This window comes from Acidobacteriota bacterium (assembly GCA_016208495.1).
Lineage (GTDB): Bacteria > Acidobacteriota > Blastocatellia > Chloracidobacteriales > Chloracidobacteriaceae > JACQXX01.
This window is the reverse complement of sequence record JACQXX010000030.1, coordinates 88155-105113: the sequence shown is the minus strand read 5'-3', so window position 1 is coordinate 105113 and position 16959 is coordinate 88155. Positions and strand designations below refer to the sequence as shown.

12 protein-coding genes are annotated in these 16959 nt (G+C 51.6%); 7 read left to right on the top strand and 5 right to left on the bottom strand.

The features are described from left to right. Positions 1 to 135 precede the first annotated feature (135 nt). On the bottom strand, positions 136 to 3147 hold the full coding sequence (locus HY774_05705) for a protein kinase (protein MBI4747962.1): 3012 nt from the start codon (positions 3145 to 3147) through the stop codon (positions 136 to 138). Beyond that, entirely contained in the window at positions 3137 to 3709 is a 573-nt protein-coding gene (locus HY774_05700; GenBank protein ID MBI4747961.1) for a sigma-70 family RNA polymerase sigma factor, read from the bottom strand. Before HY774_05700 ends, HY774_05705 begins: the two co-directional genes overlap by 11 nt. A 577-nt stretch (positions 3710 to 4286) precedes the next feature. On the opposite strand from HY774_05700, the gene HY774_05695 reads away from it, so the two are divergent. The 5 genes from HY774_05695 (at position 4287) to HY774_05675 (ending at position 12145) form a co-directional block, all read left to right on the top strand. Further along, a complete protein-coding gene (locus HY774_05695) occupies positions 4287 to 5528 on the top strand; it encodes a S8 family serine peptidase (protein ID MBI4747960.1) in 1242 nt (413 codons plus the stop codon). Then, entirely contained in the window at positions 5525 to 5794 is a 270-nt protein-coding gene (locus HY774_05690) for a ketohydroxyglutarate aldolase (GenBank protein ID MBI4747959.1), read from the top strand. Before HY774_05695 ends, HY774_05690 begins: the two co-directional genes overlap by 4 nt. A gap of 78 nt (positions 5795 to 5872) precedes the next feature. Then, positions 5873 to 6592, top strand: coding sequence for a hypothetical protein (locus HY774_05685; protein ID MBI4747958.1), 720 nt, complete (start codon positions 5873 to 5875; stop codon positions 6590 to 6592). Between the two features lie 126 nt (positions 6593 to 6718). Beyond that, positions 6719 to 8518 carry a PQQ-like beta-propeller repeat protein gene (locus tag HY774_05680; protein ID MBI4747957.1) on the top strand — a complete coding sequence of 600 codons (1800 nt, stop codon included), beginning with the start codon at positions 6719 to 6721 and terminating at the stop codon, positions 8516 to 8518. 279 nt (positions 8519 to 8797) lie between these two features. Next, entirely contained in the window at positions 8798 to 12145 is a 3348-nt protein-coding gene (locus HY774_05675; protein ID MBI4747956.1) for a hypothetical protein, read from the top strand. A gap of 260 nt (positions 12146 to 12405) precedes the next feature. On the opposite strand, the gene HY774_05670 is transcribed toward HY774_05675, so the two are convergent. Together HY774_05670 and HY774_05665 are read right to left on the bottom strand one after the other, a co-directional pair. Beyond that, the gene (locus tag HY774_05670; GenBank protein MBI4747955.1) at positions 12406 to 12789 is read right to left on the bottom strand and encodes a type II toxin-antitoxin system death-on-curing family toxin; all 384 of its coding nucleotides are present in this window, start codon (positions 12787 to 12789) and stop codon (positions 12406 to 12408) included. Beyond that, positions 12786 to 13148: a hypothetical protein gene (locus HY774_05665; protein MBI4747954.1), complete on the bottom strand. Its 363-nt coding sequence runs from the start codon at positions 13146 to 13148 to the stop codon at positions 12786 to 12788. The genes HY774_05670 and HY774_05665 overlap by 4 nt, the downstream gene beginning before the upstream one ends. Positions 13149 to 13306: 158 nt before the next feature. Here HY774_05665 and HY774_05660 point away from each other — a divergent pair, with 158 nt between their 5' ends. Next, on the top strand, positions 13307 to 14308 hold the full coding sequence (locus tag HY774_05660) for a hypothetical protein (GenBank protein MBI4747953.1): 1002 nt from the start codon (positions 13307 to 13309) through the stop codon (positions 14306 to 14308). A 165-nt stretch (positions 14309 to 14473) separates the two neighbouring features. Here HY774_05660 and HY774_05655 read toward each other — a convergent pair whose 3' ends face one another. Continuing rightward, complete coding sequence (locus HY774_05655) at positions 14474 to 14986, bottom strand: hypothetical protein (GenBank protein MBI4747952.1); 513 nt, start codon at positions 14984 to 14986, stop codon at positions 14474 to 14476. Positions 14987 to 15220: 234 nt separating this feature from the next. Between HY774_05655 and HY774_05650 the strand changes: the two genes are divergently transcribed. After that, the gene (locus tag HY774_05650; GenBank protein MBI4747951.1) at positions 15221 to 16864 is read left to right on the top strand and encodes a M20/M25/M40 family metallo-hydrolase; all 1644 of its coding nucleotides are present in this window, start codon (positions 15221 to 15223) and stop codon (positions 16862 to 16864) included. Positions 16865 to 16959 lie beyond the last annotated feature (95 nt).

Here is a 16959-nt window from a genome sequence, read left to right as displayed (position 1 = left end):
ACAAAAGCTCAGACCCCATTGAAGTCTTTGGATTTCTTTTTCGTGTTTTTCGTGTTTTTCGTGGTTTCCTGTTCTGAAATTCGATCTCTCCGGGTGACTTTCGATAAAAACGGGAAGTTGTATTTTTACAGTCCCTTAGTGTCGTTTGTATTTTTCCAGGGCCATTTCAATGGTCTGGAGACGTGATTTTTCCGGAAGTGAAGGCGAAATGGGCAACAGGTGCAAAAACTTGTTGATCGTTTCGGTTGCGTGGATTGGGTCATTGAGCGTGGTGTAGGCCAGGGCCAGGACCTGAAGCGTTGCCAGATTGGTTTCCTGGGGTTGCCTGTTTGCCCGGTAGGCGTAAACAATCGCCAGCGCCGGGTTGCGGAGTTCCACTGGCTCGCAGGTCAGCAGCAGCCAGGCATATTCGGTCAATTCCCAGGGAGTGGCGGTGGCCTGTTCAATTTGCGTTTTACGGGCGGTCAGACGCTCAAGGGTGAGCCGACGGGCTTCTGCTTCTTGTCCAGCTTTGACCAAAACGGCGCTGAGTTGATTGAGAAGCTGGGAACACTGACGACCAAGCATTGCATTTGATGGGTTGGTCTCCAGGGTTGCCTCACCAAGCTCCAGCGCCTGCCGGTAATGAGAAAGTGCCTGTTTCATCTCGCCAGTTTGGAAATACACTTTTCCAAGTGCCTGGTGGAGGCCAACCAGGAATTGACGGTACTCCGCATTTGTCGGATCGGTGCTCAAGAGGGTTTCCCTGAGTAACAGCGCTGTTTGATATTTCTTGATTGCCCTGGTTGGATTCCCTGCGGCAAGGTCAATGTCTCCAAACCAGTGATTGGTCAAGGAGAGCTGAGAGCGGATTTCCACATTTTTGGGGTCGGCATCCGCCAGTTTTTCGCATAACTCCAGCGCTTTTTGAGCGGTTTGGAGTGCTTCCTGGGTGGCGCCGGTTTTGGCCAGCAGTTTGCTGACGTGAATCAAACTCGAAGCCAGGTCGTGCTGGGTTCGAGCCGTGACGTGGTCGGTGGCTGAAAGCTCCTCAACCATGGCCTGTACCTTTTGGTGTGCAGTCAAAGCTTCACGATAAATTGCCTGGACTTCGGGCAGGTCTCCAATCCGGTTGCTGGTCAGATCGGCGATGGCTTCCAATGTATTGCCGATGCGGTAATAACTCACGGCCTGAGCACGTTTGACCGGGGTTTGAGGGAGTGCGGAATTGAGCAACGATTCGCGGATGAAAAGTGCCTGCTGGTATTTGTCGAGCGCTCCGATCAGGTCTCCGGTGGTGGTCAACGTATCACCCAACTTGGTAAAGCACATCGCCAGGTGTTTTTGATACTCTCCGTTTGAAGGGGCAGCCGCCAGCAATGTTTTTTGCAGTTCGAACGCCTGGGTGTAGTGTTGGATGGCCCCGGTTGTGTCCCCAGTTCTGGCCAGAATATCTCCGACACGCTCAATCCCAACGCTCAAATCGAAGGCAACTTGCTGGTTTTGTGGGTTGTCCTGGGTCAGTTTTTCAAGGATGTGCAGTGATTTGCGATAACTTTGGACGGCTCCAGCCGAGTCTCCGAGATTCGGAGCATATGGTCGGCCCTGGATATCACCGACTTTTTGATACGCCATGGCCAGATCATATTGTAACGATTGATCACCTGCCGCTTCAGCCGCGAGATTGTCCAGATATTCCAGACCTTGTTTGACCAGTAATTCCCGGGCCGGGGTCGAGCCCTGCAGGTTTTCGATTTTATCGTGAAAGTCAAAGATGAAAGCCCGCGCCAGTTTTCGCAGTTCATTAAACCGGCGCTCGGCTTTGGCGCGTTCCACCTGTGCCACACGGGCTTGCCAGGTGGTGGTCATAATGCCACCCAGGAGCGTGATGGTCAGTGCCGCGGCGACACCGACGCCAAGTTTGTTGCGCTGGATGAATTTCCCGGCGCGATAGCCAAAGGTATCCTGCCGGGCGCTGACTGGTCGCCCTTCCAGATGGCGGCGAATGTCCTCAGAAAATTGCTCAACCGAGCTATAGCGCCGGCGTGGATCCTTGCGCAGGGCCATCAAAACAATATTGTCCAAATCTCCGGTCAATCGGCGGCGGAGCCTGTCAGCCGTGCCTTCGCGAACAAGGCTGGCGGCTTCCAGCGCCTGAAGGCTGGCGGCTTTGGGAAATACTTTTGATCGCCGGTTCATCAGTGTACTGGGCCGCCCAGGTTTTTGGGTGCAAATGATCTTGAGCGTTTCATCCGGATTGCTGGCGCTCAACTGATAGGGAAGCTGGCCGGTCAAAAGCTCATAAAGCAAAACCCCCAGACAATAAACGTCGGTGGCCGTGGTCACCACCTCGCCTCGAATTTGCTCCGGACTCGCATAGGCTGGGGTCATCGGGCGCTGGCCAGGTTGGGTCAGATCAACCTGGGTGAAATCTTCCTGAGAGGACTCGTCGGATTTGATGACTTTCGCGATGCCGAAATCCAGGAGTTTCGGGGTTCCGTCCGCCGTCACCAGGATATTTCCTGGTTTGAGATCCCGGTGAACCACCAGATTTTGATGGGCATATTGAATGGCTGAACAGACGGTGCGAAACAGTTTGAGTCGTTCGGTAATCGAAAGCCGGCGGGTATCACAGTAGGTGTGGATTGGCTGCCCATCAATGTATTCCATCACAAAGTAGGGCAACCCGTCCGGCGTCGTTCCGCCATCCAGCAACCGGGCAATGTGCGGATGATCGAGCCCGGCCAGAATCCGGCGCTCGCGGTAGAAACGGCTCAGAATGGAATCTGTATCCATCCCGCGCTTTAAAATCTTGATGGCGACAGGTTTGTAATGCGGGTCATCGGTTCGGACAGCCTGGTAAACAACCCCCATTCCTCCACGGCCAATTTCCTTGACGATGCGGTAGATCCCGATTTGTCGCCCGATCATGCTTTTCGCTTCCTGCTCAAGCACGGTGGTGGAAGCAAATTTCATTCCGGCATCCCGGACAGATGGGTCAATCAGATCGCCGGATTCTTCGTGGCGGGCCAGGAGTTTTTCGACCTGAGCCTGCAGGTCGTGATCATCACCGCACGCCTGGGCCAGGAATGCCGCCCGCAGTTCGGGTGGCTGGTCAAGGGCGGCGTGAAACAACTCCGTGAGTTTTTGGTAGCGTTCAGGCGTCATGGCTCAATTCATTCAACAGCCAGGCTCGGGCCATGCTCCACTCCCGTTTGACGGTTCGCGGTGAAATGTTGATGGCTTCGGCGATTTCTTCAATCGTGAGACCGCCAAAAAAGCGCAATTCAACAATCTGGCCTTGTTGTGGGGAAAGTTTGGCGAGGTGGGTGAGCGCATCATCGAGCGCAATAAATTCCGGTGCCCAATCCACGGCCACAAAGGCGGCTTCTTCCAGTGAGAGTTTCATATCCTTTCGAAATCGTTTATTGGCCGACTGGATCCGCGCATAGTCAACCAGGATGTGACGCATGACCTGGGAGGCGAGAACCAGGAAATGAGCCCGATTTTTCAAATTGACTTTTTCCCAGCCGACGAGCCGCACGTAGGCTTCATTGATCAGCGCTGTGGTTTGCAAGGTGTGGTCAGGGCGTTCCTGACGCAAGTAGCTGTGTGCCAGACGATGAAGTTCATCATAAACCAGGACCATAAGTTGATTGAGGGCCTGCTGATTCCCATTTCCCCAATCCACCAAAAGTTCCGTGAGATGTGTCGGCGATGCGGCTGTCATTTTCTGGTCTCTCCTTGTCTGAAGTTCCTTCCGAAATTTTTTTTTGGATAATGGCCCCAGATCAGTCCACTTCTTCGCTTTAGAAGAGTAGAGGGGGACCTTTACAGCATAATCTTCATTTCCAGGATGTGCCGTTAAGGGTTGCCTTCATGCAATACCGTAAACAAGACGACTTCGAGTAGTATTTCCAAATTTTCTTAAAAAGGTCGTGACAATTTTCTCAACACAAGGGCTGGTTTTCATCAATTTCTTGTGTGGTTATGCCCCAGGAGTTTCAAACGGAGAGAATGAAATAAAGGTATTTTGGATAGGCACTAGCATATCCAGTTAAGGCTCGGAAGTGAAGCCAAAAAGAAGATTTCTCCAGTTAGGAGGTGGTACTGAACGCGAGCAGGCAATGCCTGGACAGCTTCAGCATATATATTGATCCGATAATCATTCTGACAACTCTGTGATTTTACAAGAGTTGATTGTTACAATCACCTGAGGTTGCTAACGCTTGCATTCATTTGGTGAAAATCTATGAATGCCAGGATTTGCTGGTTGACCTCAGTGTTTCCAATGAGGTCATACCCCAATGCAAAAACACAGCCTGATGAGTGACGCTGAAGTTTTTGGTGATTTACCAGTCACCGGACGATACTTCCTGGTATTTCCTCTCGATTTGCAGGCCACCGGAACCCGGTTTCTCGCGACAAATGCCGGGTTGAAGGTGGCGCGCACCGATGATTTTGAGTCGGCTGCGCTTCGGGTGGAGGAACTCGGTGATGCTGAGGCTCTGGTCTATCACAACCTTGGAGTGGCGTTGGTTTCTGTGGATCCAGATCAACTCCAGTGGTTGAGCACTGTCCAACCGCTGGACTTCCTAGAGTTTCGCCCAGAGTTGGAACGAACTATTTCATTGATCAATCCCATTGAGATGCAATTTGACCCAGACACATTGACCAGATCTGAAGTGCTGGCGCCAGAAACCTGGGGGCTCCGGGTTACCCGGGCCGTTCAGTCCACGAAAAGCGGTCAACAGGTCAGAGTTGCGATTCTGGACAGTGGTTTTGATATGACTCATCCTGACTTTACGAATCGAAACATCGCGGGAAACGCCCATTCATTTGTTCCAGGTCAGACGGTTCAGGACCGGATTGGGCATGGAACACATTGCACTGGAACAGCCTGTGGCCCGTTGCATCCAGGCCGGCATCCACGGTATGGGATTGCCCACAATGCCGAAATCTACATTGGCAAGATCATTGATGATGCCGGCAAGGGGACAGACTGCTGGTTGCTGGCTGGCATCAACTGGGCGATTGAAAACCGATGCCAGATTGTCTCAATGTCGGTTGGGACACTCATCAAAAAAGAAGCGTCTTTTTCACCAATATTTGAAACGGCGGCGAGTCGTGCCCTGCAAGCTGGCACGCTGCTGATTGCTGCGGCTGGAAATGACAGTCGTCGGTCATCTGATATTTTCAATCCGGTGACCCATCCGGCCAATTGTCCTTCAATTATGGCGGTTGCTTCAGTGGACCCACAGTTACGGGTTGCCCTCAATTCAAATCAGGAGTTGAATCCAGATGGAGGACAGGTTGATATTGCCGCGCCCGGAGTGTCCATTCATTCAAGCTGGTTAGAACCAGATCGGTACCTGTCTCGCAACGGCACCAGTATGGCCACACCGCACGTCGCCGGAATTGCCGCTCTCCATCTCGAAGCCAATCCGAATATTGTTGGGTTGGGGTTGTGGGCGCGGTTAATGCAAACGGCTCAGCGACTTCCACTGTTATCAAAAGATGTTGGGAGTGGACTGGTGCAGGCTCCATGAAAGAGGACGTGATTGAGATGTCAAATTCCTGTGACCAGATAGATGTGGTGATTGTGATCAATGACGAACACCGTGAGTTGCTGGCTCAGGTTGTCGAGGATTTGCAATCTGCTGGACTCACGGTCGAACGAGTGATGGAAAGTATTGGCACCATTGCCGGTTCGGTTGAGATGAAAGATTTTTCGGCACTCAGCCAGGTGAAAGGCATCGCCCACGTTGAGCCAGCCCGGGAATGCGAGTTGTTGCCACCGAGTGAAAACGCCTGATTGCCTGCATTGCACCGGAAATGTAAAACTCCCTCCAGCCAGGAAATGTACCTCAATTGGTCTGGAGATTTTTCACGCATGGCTTTCGGTGACCGCCTCAAATCGCTTTGGAATCGTCGTGCCATTGAACGGGCTCAACAGATTGCCTTTACCAACTTTGTTCTGGCTGAACTCCGTATGCCGCTCAAGGCGGAATATGAAGTTATTCCAAGCCTGCTCTATGATGGAAGAATCAATGGTGCTGCGTTTAAAGCAAAACCCGACTCCTGGATCATCAGATTCCATTCTGTGAACGTGACCTTGAGTAACTTTCATTTCAAATTCCAGACGTTTCCAGTCCATCTTGATATTTTAGGTTTTCCTGCTGAATCCAAACAGGTTACGGATGCATTGGAATTGGCCGAAACCAGGTATGAGACCTTTTTACAAACTGCAAATCCAAATTACCTGCACTGCATTCGAAGGATCGTTTTCGATGTGCGGTTTATGGCTGAAAAACATAAGCAAAATCTGATAGTTGAAGAACTTGTATTGCAATTGACTGCTGCACTTGGTGGTTCTTCCTGGGTTGATCGTGACATACTGTATTTTGATTCAATGGGCCAGTGGTTGGGAGGCGGCGAAATCGTATTTCCAGAGCCGGTGCCGGAAGCTGCAATTATCGAACGTCTCCGAAAGATTGCGCCCAAATTCACTGGTCCACTGGCCGGACAGGTGGTTGATATTTCGAATCACTCACGAAAAGAAATTGATCTGCCAGGAGTCTGTACGCTGAAGATGCTTGCCCGGCAGTTTTGATACCTGGCTTGAACTTCAAAAAATCAGATTTTGAAGCTATTCGGTGAACTTCAGTTAGCTTTTTGCCGTTTTTGCCGACAATTCCAGGCCCACCTTTGAGTTTTCACCAAAAATCAATCACACACTATGCTTCGATATGTACCTGGTTTGGCCATGCTGTGCCTGCTGGCGATATTTCAGTCGGTTCAGGCGGCTGAGACGTCCATGTTTCAGGCAAATCTTAACCACACGGGAGTTTACTCCACCAAAGCTGCGGCTCAGTTCACGGGCATTAAATGGAAATTCGTTACAAATGGTCCAGTGCGGTCATCTCCGACGCTGTTTGACGGCGTTGTGTATTTCGGCAGCAGCGACCAGTTTTGTTATGCCGTCCAGTCACAAACCGGTCGTCAGGTCTGGAAGTTTCAGGCAGATGGCGCGGTTCATTCGGCCCCAGCCTGTACTACAACGGATGTCTACGTCACCGATTCAAAAGGCACGCTCTATGATCTGAGTCGAGCAGACGGCAAGCTGAAATGGAAGCTTGAAACGGCCAATCATCCGTACCTCGGCGGCTGGGATTACATTTTGTCATCTCCGATTGTTACAAATACGCTGGTGTATTTCGGCAGCGGCGATGGGTATCTCTACGCGGTTGAAAAGACCTCCGGGAAACAAAAGTGGCGGTTTCAGACGGGCGAAGTGATCCGTTCGACACCGGCGGTGGCGGGTGGACTGCTCTACATTGGCGGATTCGACGGAAAACTTTCGGCACTGGATGCCGAAACCGGGCAGGTTCGCTGGGAATTCAAAACCGTTGGCAACCAGTATTTTCCGAAGGGCGAGATCCAGGGTTCACCCGCAATTGTGGATAACATCGTGTGTTTTGGCAGTCGTGACTATCATTTGTATGCACTCGACGCGAAAACCGGAAAAGAGCTGTGGAAAGTGATGCACGAGAATTCGTGGGTGATTACCACACCAGTCATCCACAATGGAATTGTCTATGCTGGCAGTTCGGACGGAAAATTCGTCCAGGCGGTTGACCTCAAAACCGGCGTGGAAAAATGGCATGTGGCGACGACTTCAAATGTTCTGGCTTCGCCGGCACTGGCCGAAGATGTAGTGTATTTTTCCCAGATGGACGGTGTCTTCCTGGCGCTGGATGCGGCCACAGGGAAAGAGAAATGGAAGTTCACGGCGACTGACCCAATTTTTTCTTCGCCAGTTGTCGCCGACAGTGTGGTTTATGTCGGGTGTGACGACGGAGGACTCTATGCCCTGTCTGGTGAACCAGCGGACACATTCCAGCCAGCCGTGTGGAAAGCCGTGTACTGGGATGAAAAAGTCGTCTATCACTGGTTTGAACATCACGTCCCGGTGCGTGACCATTTCGTGAAGGCCGGGTACACGCAAATTGATTCTGTCGGTTTGTATCGGTTTATGAATCGGCGAATCAAAGACAAAACCCCGAGCGTGATTGTCTTTGCGATGGATTGTGTTCCAGGTTTTCTGGCGTCAGAAATTTCCGAGAAAGCGTTGCTGCGTCAGTATCTGAATGCTGGCGGGAAAATTGTCTGGCTCGGAGAGCCTCCGCTGGCAGTGATCAAAGATGAAAACACCGGTTTACTCTATAACTTTAACCCTGAGCGAACGGCGAAAGTGCTTGGATTCAATGACAAGGATGCCGATTCCGGGTTTTACGCCATGAGAGCCACACCCGAAGGGAAAAAATGGGGCATGCCTGATTCCTGGGTTGGTTCGTGGCCGATTGATCCAAAGGAAGTCACTACGGTTCTCGGCACCGATGAATTTGGCCGCCCAATGGCCTGGGTCAAGAACTACGGCGGACCCGAAGGCACGGGCTTTGTCCGACTGTGGGGCCGCCAGAAAGCAGTTGATAACCTGCCGGCGATTCAGGCGATTGCCGAATATGGGCTGCGGTAAGAGTGAGTAGTGCACAAAAGCGAGTAGCGAGTAGCGAGTAGTCAGAAAAAGTTGCACTCAGCTAACAAAAATAAGAAGTTTTGCCAGGGTGACCTGGTTCAAAAATAAGCCCAAGGCGCAATGGATTGACTACTCGCTACTTGCTACTCGCTACTCGCTCTTGTGTTTGTGCTGTTCGTCGCGTCTGTGTGTCGTCTGTCGCAAAAGAATTGAATAAGCCCAGTTTTCGCATAGCTTTAACCTCGTCAAAAAGCTTGTCGGATCACGATGGAGGTTGCTATGCGGAAGTCACGAGTAAACAGGTTGGTGAGTGTCGGTTTTTTCATTGTGAGCGCTGTGTGCGTCACCACACAGCTTCAATTCAAATCGGTGAGTGCCGAAAAACAGTTCACGGAACCAGATTCCACTCAGGTTATTCGGGCGATACCTGCAACAAATGCAGAAGAGCCATCACTTCTACAGGCAATCCAGGACGAACTGACCTTTGATACAAACCGATTGACCGTGGAAGCAAATGCCACGTTTGGTCAGGAAGCCAAATTGATTGCGCCGGATGGTGCTGGGGGAGATGAATTCGGATCTACGGTGGCGATCAGTGGAAACACCGCAGTTGTCGGCTCTTCATTTGCCGATGTTGATGGCAAGGCGGATCAGGGCGTCGCCTATGTGTTTGTTCGGAGTGGTTCTGCGTGGTCATTGCAGCAAAAGCTGATTGCCAGTGATGGATTGGCAGGCGACCGGTTTGGATTTTCGGTCGCGATTGACGGCAATACCCTGATTGTTGGTGCCGTGGTTGATGATGAACCAGCTTTTGGTGAAGGGTCGGCCTACATTTTTGTTCGTTCCGGGACAACCTGGACTGAGCAGGCCAAACTGGTTGCCAGTGACCGCGAAGCCGCCGACCAGTTTGGGCAATCGGTCGCAATCAGTGGCAACACGGTGGCGATTGGGGCCCTGCGCGATAATGGACCCGAAACCGGAGACCAGGGCTCGGCTTATGTGTTTGTTCGTTCCGGGACGACCTGGACCGAACAGGCCAAACTCGTTGCCAGTGATGGAGATAACAATGATCTGATGGGAGCTTCTATCGGAATTAGTGGCAATACGGTTGTTGTTTCAGCCACGCGCAAAGAGGCGGCGTATGTGTATGTCCGAAGCGGAACCACCTGGAGCCAGCAACAGAAATTGACTGCCAGCGACGGCATGGCGGTTGATTTTTTTGCGACATCGGTTGCCATTGATGGTGAACGGATTGCCGTTGGCACATCACAGGATGATGAATCAGGCGGAATTGATCAAGGATCAGCTTATATTTTTGAGCGAAGCGGTACCACCTGGACGGAACGGCAAAAAATAACGGCGAGCGATGCGACGGCTTCAGCAAAATTCGGAACCGGTGTGTGGCTCCGAGGTCCACGGCTTCTGGTTGGTGCCAATGGTGAAAATCTATCGCGTGGTGCCACCTATGTCTTTGATTTGATCGGAAGCACCTGGGTCGAACAGCAAAAACTGATGGCCGCTGACCAGGCTCAAGGTGATTTATTTGGAAATGACACCGGGCTCAGTGAGGACGGAAGCACTGTTCTCGTTGGTTCACTCCGGAGTGACATCAGCGGCGTTTTCAATCAAGGTGCTGCGTATGTGTTTCGTCTCTGTCCATCCATTTCAGCGGTACTCAGTGGAAGTACAACCATTTGTTCGGGTTCATCAGGTTCAGTTTCAGTGACTGTGACGGGCGGGGTTGCTCCGTATACCATCACACTCAACAACGGCGGCGGCACTTTGACCGCAAATAGCCCGTTGAGTTTTTCAGTCAATCCGACCACCGATACCACCTACACGATTCAATCTGCCGTGGATGCGAGCGGATGTCCAATCACGGCCAGCGGAAGTGCTGTGGTGACGGTTCTCCCTGGAGCCACGGTTGATGCTGGAACAGACATGACGGTGTGTGCTGCAACGCCTTCGGTTCAATTGAATGGAAGTTTCGGTGGTGCGGCCACGAGTGCCACCTGGACTGGTGGGAGTGGAACGTTCATTCCAAATCGTTCAACTGTGAATGCCACCTATGTTCCTTCCTGGTCTGAAATTATGGCTGGAAGTGTTACGCTGACATTGACAGCGGATAACCCAAACGCAAGTTGTACTGACCCATTTGACCTGGTGACGATTGTCTTTGCCACGCCGGCGATGATTGACATTGCGAGCCTTCAGCCAGTGTGTGCCACCAGTCCGGCAGTCCAGCTTGTCGGTTCAGTCGGCGGCGGTGCTTCAACCGGCACCTGGAGCGGCGGAAGTGGAACATTTTCCCCGAATGCAAACACACTCACCGTCGTGTATACCCCATCACCACAAGAGATTGCCCAGGGGAGTGTTACCTTGACACTCACCACGGATGACCCCGCCGGTCCCTGTGATCCAGCCAGTCTTGACGTGGTCCTGACTATCGTCCAACCGCCATCAGTTCAAGCTGGACCAGACCAGTCGGTTTGTACCGGGACGGAATCCATCCAATTGAGCGGCAGTCTCAATGGAGTCAGTCAGGCGACCTGGACTGGCGGGGCCGGGACATTTTCCCCGAATGCAACCACCCTCAATGCCACCTATTTCCCGACTTCCTCAGAGATGGAAAGCGGGAGCGTGACGCTGACGCTGGTTTCGGAAGATCCAGCCGGACCCTGCACCGCCGTGAGCGACAATGTGACGATTTCCTTTGTTGACTGTGTTGAACGGTCGGTCGTCTATGTTCCCGATACACTCAATCATCGCATTCAATTGTTTGATGGTCAGCAATGGTCGGTGGTCACCGGTGGAGTCGTCGGTTCCGGCAACGGGCAATTTCGCAGCCCCGAAGCCATTGCCGTGAGTGCCAGCCGCCTGAAACTCTATGTCGCCGATACCGGAAATAACCGGATTCAATGGTCAACGGATGGTGGCGCAACCTGGGCTGAATTTGCCACGGTGGGGAGTGCTCCAAATCAAGTCCGGGCACCGGAAGGGCTCGCGCTGGATGCGCTTGGGAATTTGTATGTTTCAGATACCGGAAACGGTCGAGTGCTGCGATTTAACAATGGCGTTCCCGGAATGGGCGTGGTGATTTCCAGTAACGGGCAGGGAAGCGGTCAGATTGTCAGCCCGCGCGGGATGACGATTGATACTGAATTTACCTTGTATGTCGTGGATGAAGCCAGCAGCCGAATTCTGAAAATCACAAACGCGAACCTCGTGACCATCTCGACCACGGGCACGATTCTTTCAGCCAAAGGCGTTGGATTGAATCACGTTCAAAATCCGCAGGGAATCGCGGTTGATTCGTTCGGGAATCTCTACATTGCGGACACGGGCAATTCGCGCATTCTGAAATTCCCCAATGGCAACCCGGCCAACGGTGTCGCGCTGGCACTCACCGGGACGCAACTTGGGCAAGTCAATCGTCCCGAAGGTGTTACCGTCTGCCGGTTTACCAGCGGACCCCAGGCCGGTGCTCAATTTTTGGTGATTGGTGACACGCTCAATCATCGCATTCAGGGACGACTGGTGTCAGGTGGTCCCTGGTCGCTGGTTGGCCTGCCAAATGGTATCGGCACAACGGTTGGGCGGTTTCGCGGACCGAGCAAAATACGGTGACAGGGTTCGGGGTTCGGGATTCAGGGTTCGGGGTTCAGGGTTCGGGGTTCGGGGTTTTCGAACGTTGATCGGTTGAGGTCTTCGCCGCAGAAGCGGTGGTTGAATTGAGGCAGGTCGGTTGCGACCTGCCTTTCAACGTGTGGGCTGGTCATACCAATGTACAGTAGAATCTCTGTACTAGAAAATAGTCAAGCAATTCAATTCAATCAACTTAGCGAACTACTGACTACTGACTACTGACTACTGACTACAAACTGGTATCATTCAATTGGTCGGGCGAAAGCCCGGAGCCGGGCTTCGAAATCACTCCGGTCAATTGAATGGCTTGCCACTGCGAAAATGAGTCCTTCCAATTGTTCATCTGAAACGTGGTGCAACGTCCAGCCGTGCAGCAAAAGAAAAATTTCGAGTGCGGCGGCGGCAATGCGTTTGTTTCCATCAACACAGGGATGGTTTTGACAGAGGGCATACCCGTACCCGGCGGCACAGGCAATAGCATCAGCATCTTCATAGAAATAAAGATTTTGTGGTGATGCCAGAGCTGATTCAATCAGTCCTTGATCGCGGATGGCCGATGAGCCCCCAAATCGTTCAATTGCCTGCAGGTGAAGCTCTAAAATATCTTCCAAATCAAGAAAATTCATTTGGCGCCTTCTTCCTGAGCTTCATCAACTCCGGCTGCAAGTTGCTTCATCAGTTGATCTCGACGGGTGAAATAGTCTTCAGCCAGTTCGGCAAGTCTCGCTTTGCGCTCAGCATCGGTGAGTTGTGAGATTTGACGTTGCGTTGAAATGGGCGGCGATTGGCCTTCCTCAGTTGGAATCCAGAAGACAAACCAGGGTTCAAGCCCACAGTTCTCTGCTTGCTGGCGTGCGATTTCAGCAGTATCGCCGACTCCACAAAGGGTCCCATCAGTCAATGCAACCCATTGACCAGCATAAGTTTCCCGATGCTGGTCCAACCAGATTTTTTTCCGGGCAGCTTCAGTAAGTTCGCGTAGCATAGGCTTTATAAGGATTGGTGTTTTGAGTCAAGTCAGGTCGTTGACAGCCTGCGTTTTAGAGATTTTTCAGCGAAGTTGACAGAAAGGTTGTGCTTTTTTTCATCGGCCTTTACCTTTTCATATTCACATAATCCCCTTTTTCTTGAAAGCTGACCGTCATGCCATTGCCATTTCCAGACCCTGAAGAAGAAGCCTCCCTCTTTACCGAAGCACCGATTCCAGCCGAAATTCCTGCGGTTGCGACTCCGGTCGAGTCGTCACGATTGAATTATTTTAATTACTACACTGAGGTTGAGGAATTCTTCGTGGCCCGGCGCGGGTCGCCAATGATGATTTCGCCGCTTGACTGGTCACTGGTGGAAAGCTGGAAAGAGGCGGGCATTCCGCTGGCCGTGATTTTACGTGGTATTACTCGTGCCTTTGAGAAGCGGGCCCGCGAGGTGGAGTCTTCCGCAATTCGCAAAACATTCAAGAAGGTCAACACGCTGTTTTATTGTCAGCAATCGGTGATGGAAGAATACGCCACTCATCTGGAAACCCACGTCGGGGAATCACCGTCGGGTGATGCCTCCACTCAGGAAGAAACCGAACTCTCTGAAGCGCAGGCGGCTGAAAACGATCTGTTTCCACCAGCAACGGTGCGGCGCTACCTCGAAGAAGTCTCTGCCGAGCTTGAACACACCCGGCAGGTGGTTCAATTTCAGGCTACCGAAATGTATCCGCACACCCGATGGGTCGAAGCGATTAACCGGGCAATTGCCCATCTGGCTGAATTGATGGGTGAGCTTCCGAAACCGGGCGAGCCGCGCCGGACGCCAATCAACTTTGAAAAAATGGAGCAGGATTTGACCTGGATTGAAGAGTTGCTCTACACCGCGCTCTGTGCCGATGTACCACCCGAAGTCCTGACGGAAGCCACCAACGAAGCCGTATCACAGCTCAAGCCGCACAAAAAACGAATGGACGCAGCCGTTTACCAGCAAACGCTCGAAAACTACCGCGCCCGTCAATTGCGAACCCGCTATCAGGTTCCTTCATTTGGGTCGAAGCCATTTTCTTTTGAGTTCGGTGGCACTTTCCCTGACAAAAGCTCAGACCCCATTGAAGTCTTTGGATTTCTTTTTCGTGTTTTTCGTGTATTTCGTGGTTGCCTGTTCTGAAATTGGATCTCTCCAGGTGACTTTCGATAAAAACGGGAAGTTGTATGTTTACAGTCCCTAAGGATAGAGGGGGGCAAAAGGGACAATATGTAAGGGCGCCGTTGCTTTGAACCGCGCCCTTTTCGAAACCCTGAACCTTGAACCCTGAACCCTGAACCCTGAACCCTACTTAATCAAATACACCGAAAAATGCAGATTCCCGGTGAGGTTTCGAGCTTCGACCTTGAGTGTCAGCGAGTCGGAATAAACCGCCATCGTCATACGTTTCCCACTGGTTTTGCCTGGGCCGGTTTCGATGCTGATTGAGTCATTGTCAATTTCAAATTCTTTGTCGCCATCGCGTACAAGAGTGCCCAACCGAAGCGATGGTGAGGCGACTTTTCCGATCTTTTCGGCTTCGGTCATAAAAATGACCACGCGGGCTTCGCGAAAGCCAAGGGTTGGAACGGTCCAGATGACGGAGCCATTGTTTTCAATCCGTTGATTGGCCGCCAGTTGATAGAATTTGGTATCTGGCGGCACATTGTCAGGATCCCACTGGATGCGGAACGGTGGCTCCATCGGGCGCGTCTCTTTGGGCGCAGGGAGCTTCCCTTGATTTTGGGCCCAGGTGGTTTCAGTGACAAATCCAATTCCAAACACCAGCAGGACACACATCAGCAGGTGACGAACAGTCATGATCATTCTCTCCTTTTATTATGAAAGGTGGATTGGTGGTGAATTTCTTATTGGAAGTACGCGCGAAACAGGTGAATTTCGGTTCACGGGTTGGTATCAGGTACCCAGGTACCAGGAACGAAGTTGAAAGAAACCGCAAATGAGTGATATTTGTGTGCTAAGCTGAGGCTTTTCCAGAGCCGTCCCGGCCATCATACTCCGTCGCACACTTGAACAAGAAGGAAAATCAATTGGATGAATCACGCGCGTTGTTTCCCCAAATCAGCCGTTGTGCGCCAAACGTTGGGCTCGTTTGCCGCGCTCACATTCTGTGTTTTGCTGACGACGGTTCAAACCGTCGCCGCCAAGCTCCCACCTGCACCGAACGTCGAAAAAGTCAAATTGCAGGAACTCAAGCGCCATTTGAGCTTTTTGTCTTCGCCTGAAGTCGGTGGCCGCTTTACATTTAGCGTTGGCAATCGGGTTACGGCCCGGTATCTGGCCTCACAACTTGAATTTTTTGGGTTTCAAGGAGCGATGCCCGACAAAAGCTTCTTTCAGGTTGTTCCGTTTACCCGACGAGAAGTCAATCTGGAAAAAACCCGGCTGATGTTAAGCAACAACCCCACGGCCTTTCAATACCTGGACGACTTCATTGTCTATGAGCAGACCTGTCCGCAAAAAGTAGACACCACGGCGGATCTGGTTTTTGTCGGGTATGGGTACTCAAGCCCTGAAAATGGCTATGACGATTACCAGGGGCTCGATGTCAAAGGCAAAATCGTCGTCACGATTCCGTTTGGAACTCCTAAAATATTGGAAGGGAAAACCTTACCCAATAATGCGATTGGGGTTGGGGCGGCTGAAGCCCACGGCGCGGTTGGGGTCATCACGATTCCGGATTCCTTTTCCGAAGACATTTGGAAAGCGATCAAAGCCGGAGCGGCAATGTATGGCGGACGGCCTTCGCTCAAGTTGACGATTCCAGGCAATGGGGACGCGCTTCCGAGAATTCCCAATATTCTGGCTGGGCCCAAACTGGCGACATCGCTGATGGATTTGCTGGGGATGAAATATGAAGCTTTGCGCAAGCTGGCGGATGTGGGCGATACGATCAAACCTCAAGTGCTCAATACCTCCTGTCAAGCCAGCATTGTCTATCCCGAGATTTTGATTGATCAGGCTCGCAATGTCGTCGGAATTTTGGAAGGGAGCGATCCAAAGCTCAAACATGAATATGTCGTTTTGAGCGCCCACTATGATCATCTGGAAGGGAATGAAAAACGATATTTCCCAGGCGCTGATGATGATGGGTCTGGGACTTCGGCGGTGCTGGAACTGGCCCGGGTCCTCGGTGCCGAGCGTCCACGTCGGTCAGTGATTGTACTCTTTAACACCGGTGAAGAAATCGGCCTGCTGGGGTCAGAGTATTTTGTCGAAAACTCACCCGTGCCCCTGTCGCAGATTGTGGCCAATTTCAACATTGATATGATTGGCCGCTCGCGGGCTGAAGGTGACACAAAGCAGGAAAACTCGAAGCTGACAGATGCCAATTCGGTCTATCTGATTGGCCCGGATAAACACAGTACCGAGCTCTTCAACATTAGTGAAGTGACAAACCAGGAAGTCACCAAATTTTCGATTGATTACACTTACAACAACGAAAATGATCCTTCGCGGTTTTTTTACCGGAGTGACCACTGGAATTTTGCCAAAAAAGGCATTCCCGTCATTTTCTATTTCAACGGCGTACACGAGGACTACCACCGTCCAACCGACACGCTCGACAAAATAGATTTCGAGAAGATGACCCGTGTCACACGACTGGTCTATGCCACGATGTGGCGCGTGGCCAATCTGGATGAGCGCTTGAAAATTGATAAGTGGAAAACTGAATGAAGAATGAAAAAAGTGGTTAGTGATTAGTGGTTAGTGGTTAGTGATTAGTGATTAGTGATTGGTGATTAGTGATTAGTGATTAGTGATGCCAGTTA

What these genes read in the sequence shown, in the direction of transcription:
- HY774_05705 (MBI4747962.1), bottom strand. Translation starts at nt 3,147, where the DNA reads ATGACGCCTGAACGCTACCAAAAACTCACGGAGTTGTTTCACGCCGCC.
- HY774_05700 (MBI4747961.1), bottom strand. Translation starts at nt 3,709, where the DNA reads ATGACAGCCGCATCGCCGACACATCTCACGGAACTTTTGGTGGATTGG.
- HY774_05695 (MBI4747960.1), top strand. Translation starts at nt 4,287, where the DNA reads ATGCAAAAACACAGCCTGATGAGTGACGCTGAAGTTTTTGGTGATTTA.
- HY774_05690 (MBI4747959.1), top strand. Translation starts at nt 5,525, where the DNA reads ATGAAAGAGGACGTGATTGAGATGTCAAATTCCTGTGACCAGATAGAT.
- HY774_05685 (MBI4747958.1), top strand. Translation starts at nt 5,873, where the DNA reads ATGGCTTTCGGTGACCGCCTCAAATCGCTTTGGAATCGTCGTGCCATT.
- HY774_05680 (MBI4747957.1), top strand. Translation starts at nt 6,719, where the DNA reads ATGCTTCGATATGTACCTGGTTTGGCCATGCTGTGCCTGCTGGCGATA.
- HY774_05675 (MBI4747956.1), top strand. Translation starts at nt 8,798, where the DNA reads ATGCGGAAGTCACGAGTAAACAGGTTGGTGAGTGTCGGTTTTTTCATT.
- HY774_05670 (MBI4747955.1), bottom strand. Translation starts at nt 12,789, where the DNA reads ATGAATTTTCTTGATTTGGAAGATATTTTAGAGCTTCACCTGCAGGCA.
- HY774_05665 (MBI4747954.1), bottom strand. Translation starts at nt 13,148, where the DNA reads ATGCTACGCGAACTTACTGAAGCTGCCCGGAAAAAAATCTGGTTGGAC.
- HY774_05660 (MBI4747953.1), top strand. Translation starts at nt 13,307, where the DNA reads ATGCCATTGCCATTTCCAGACCCTGAAGAAGAAGCCTCCCTCTTTACC.
- HY774_05655 (MBI4747952.1), bottom strand. Translation starts at nt 14,986, where the DNA reads ATGACTGTTCGTCACCTGCTGATGTGTGTCCTGCTGGTGTTTGGAATT.
- HY774_05650 (MBI4747951.1), top strand. Translation starts at nt 15,221, where the DNA reads ATGAATCACGCGCGTTGTTTCCCCAAATCAGCCGTTGTGCGCCAAACG.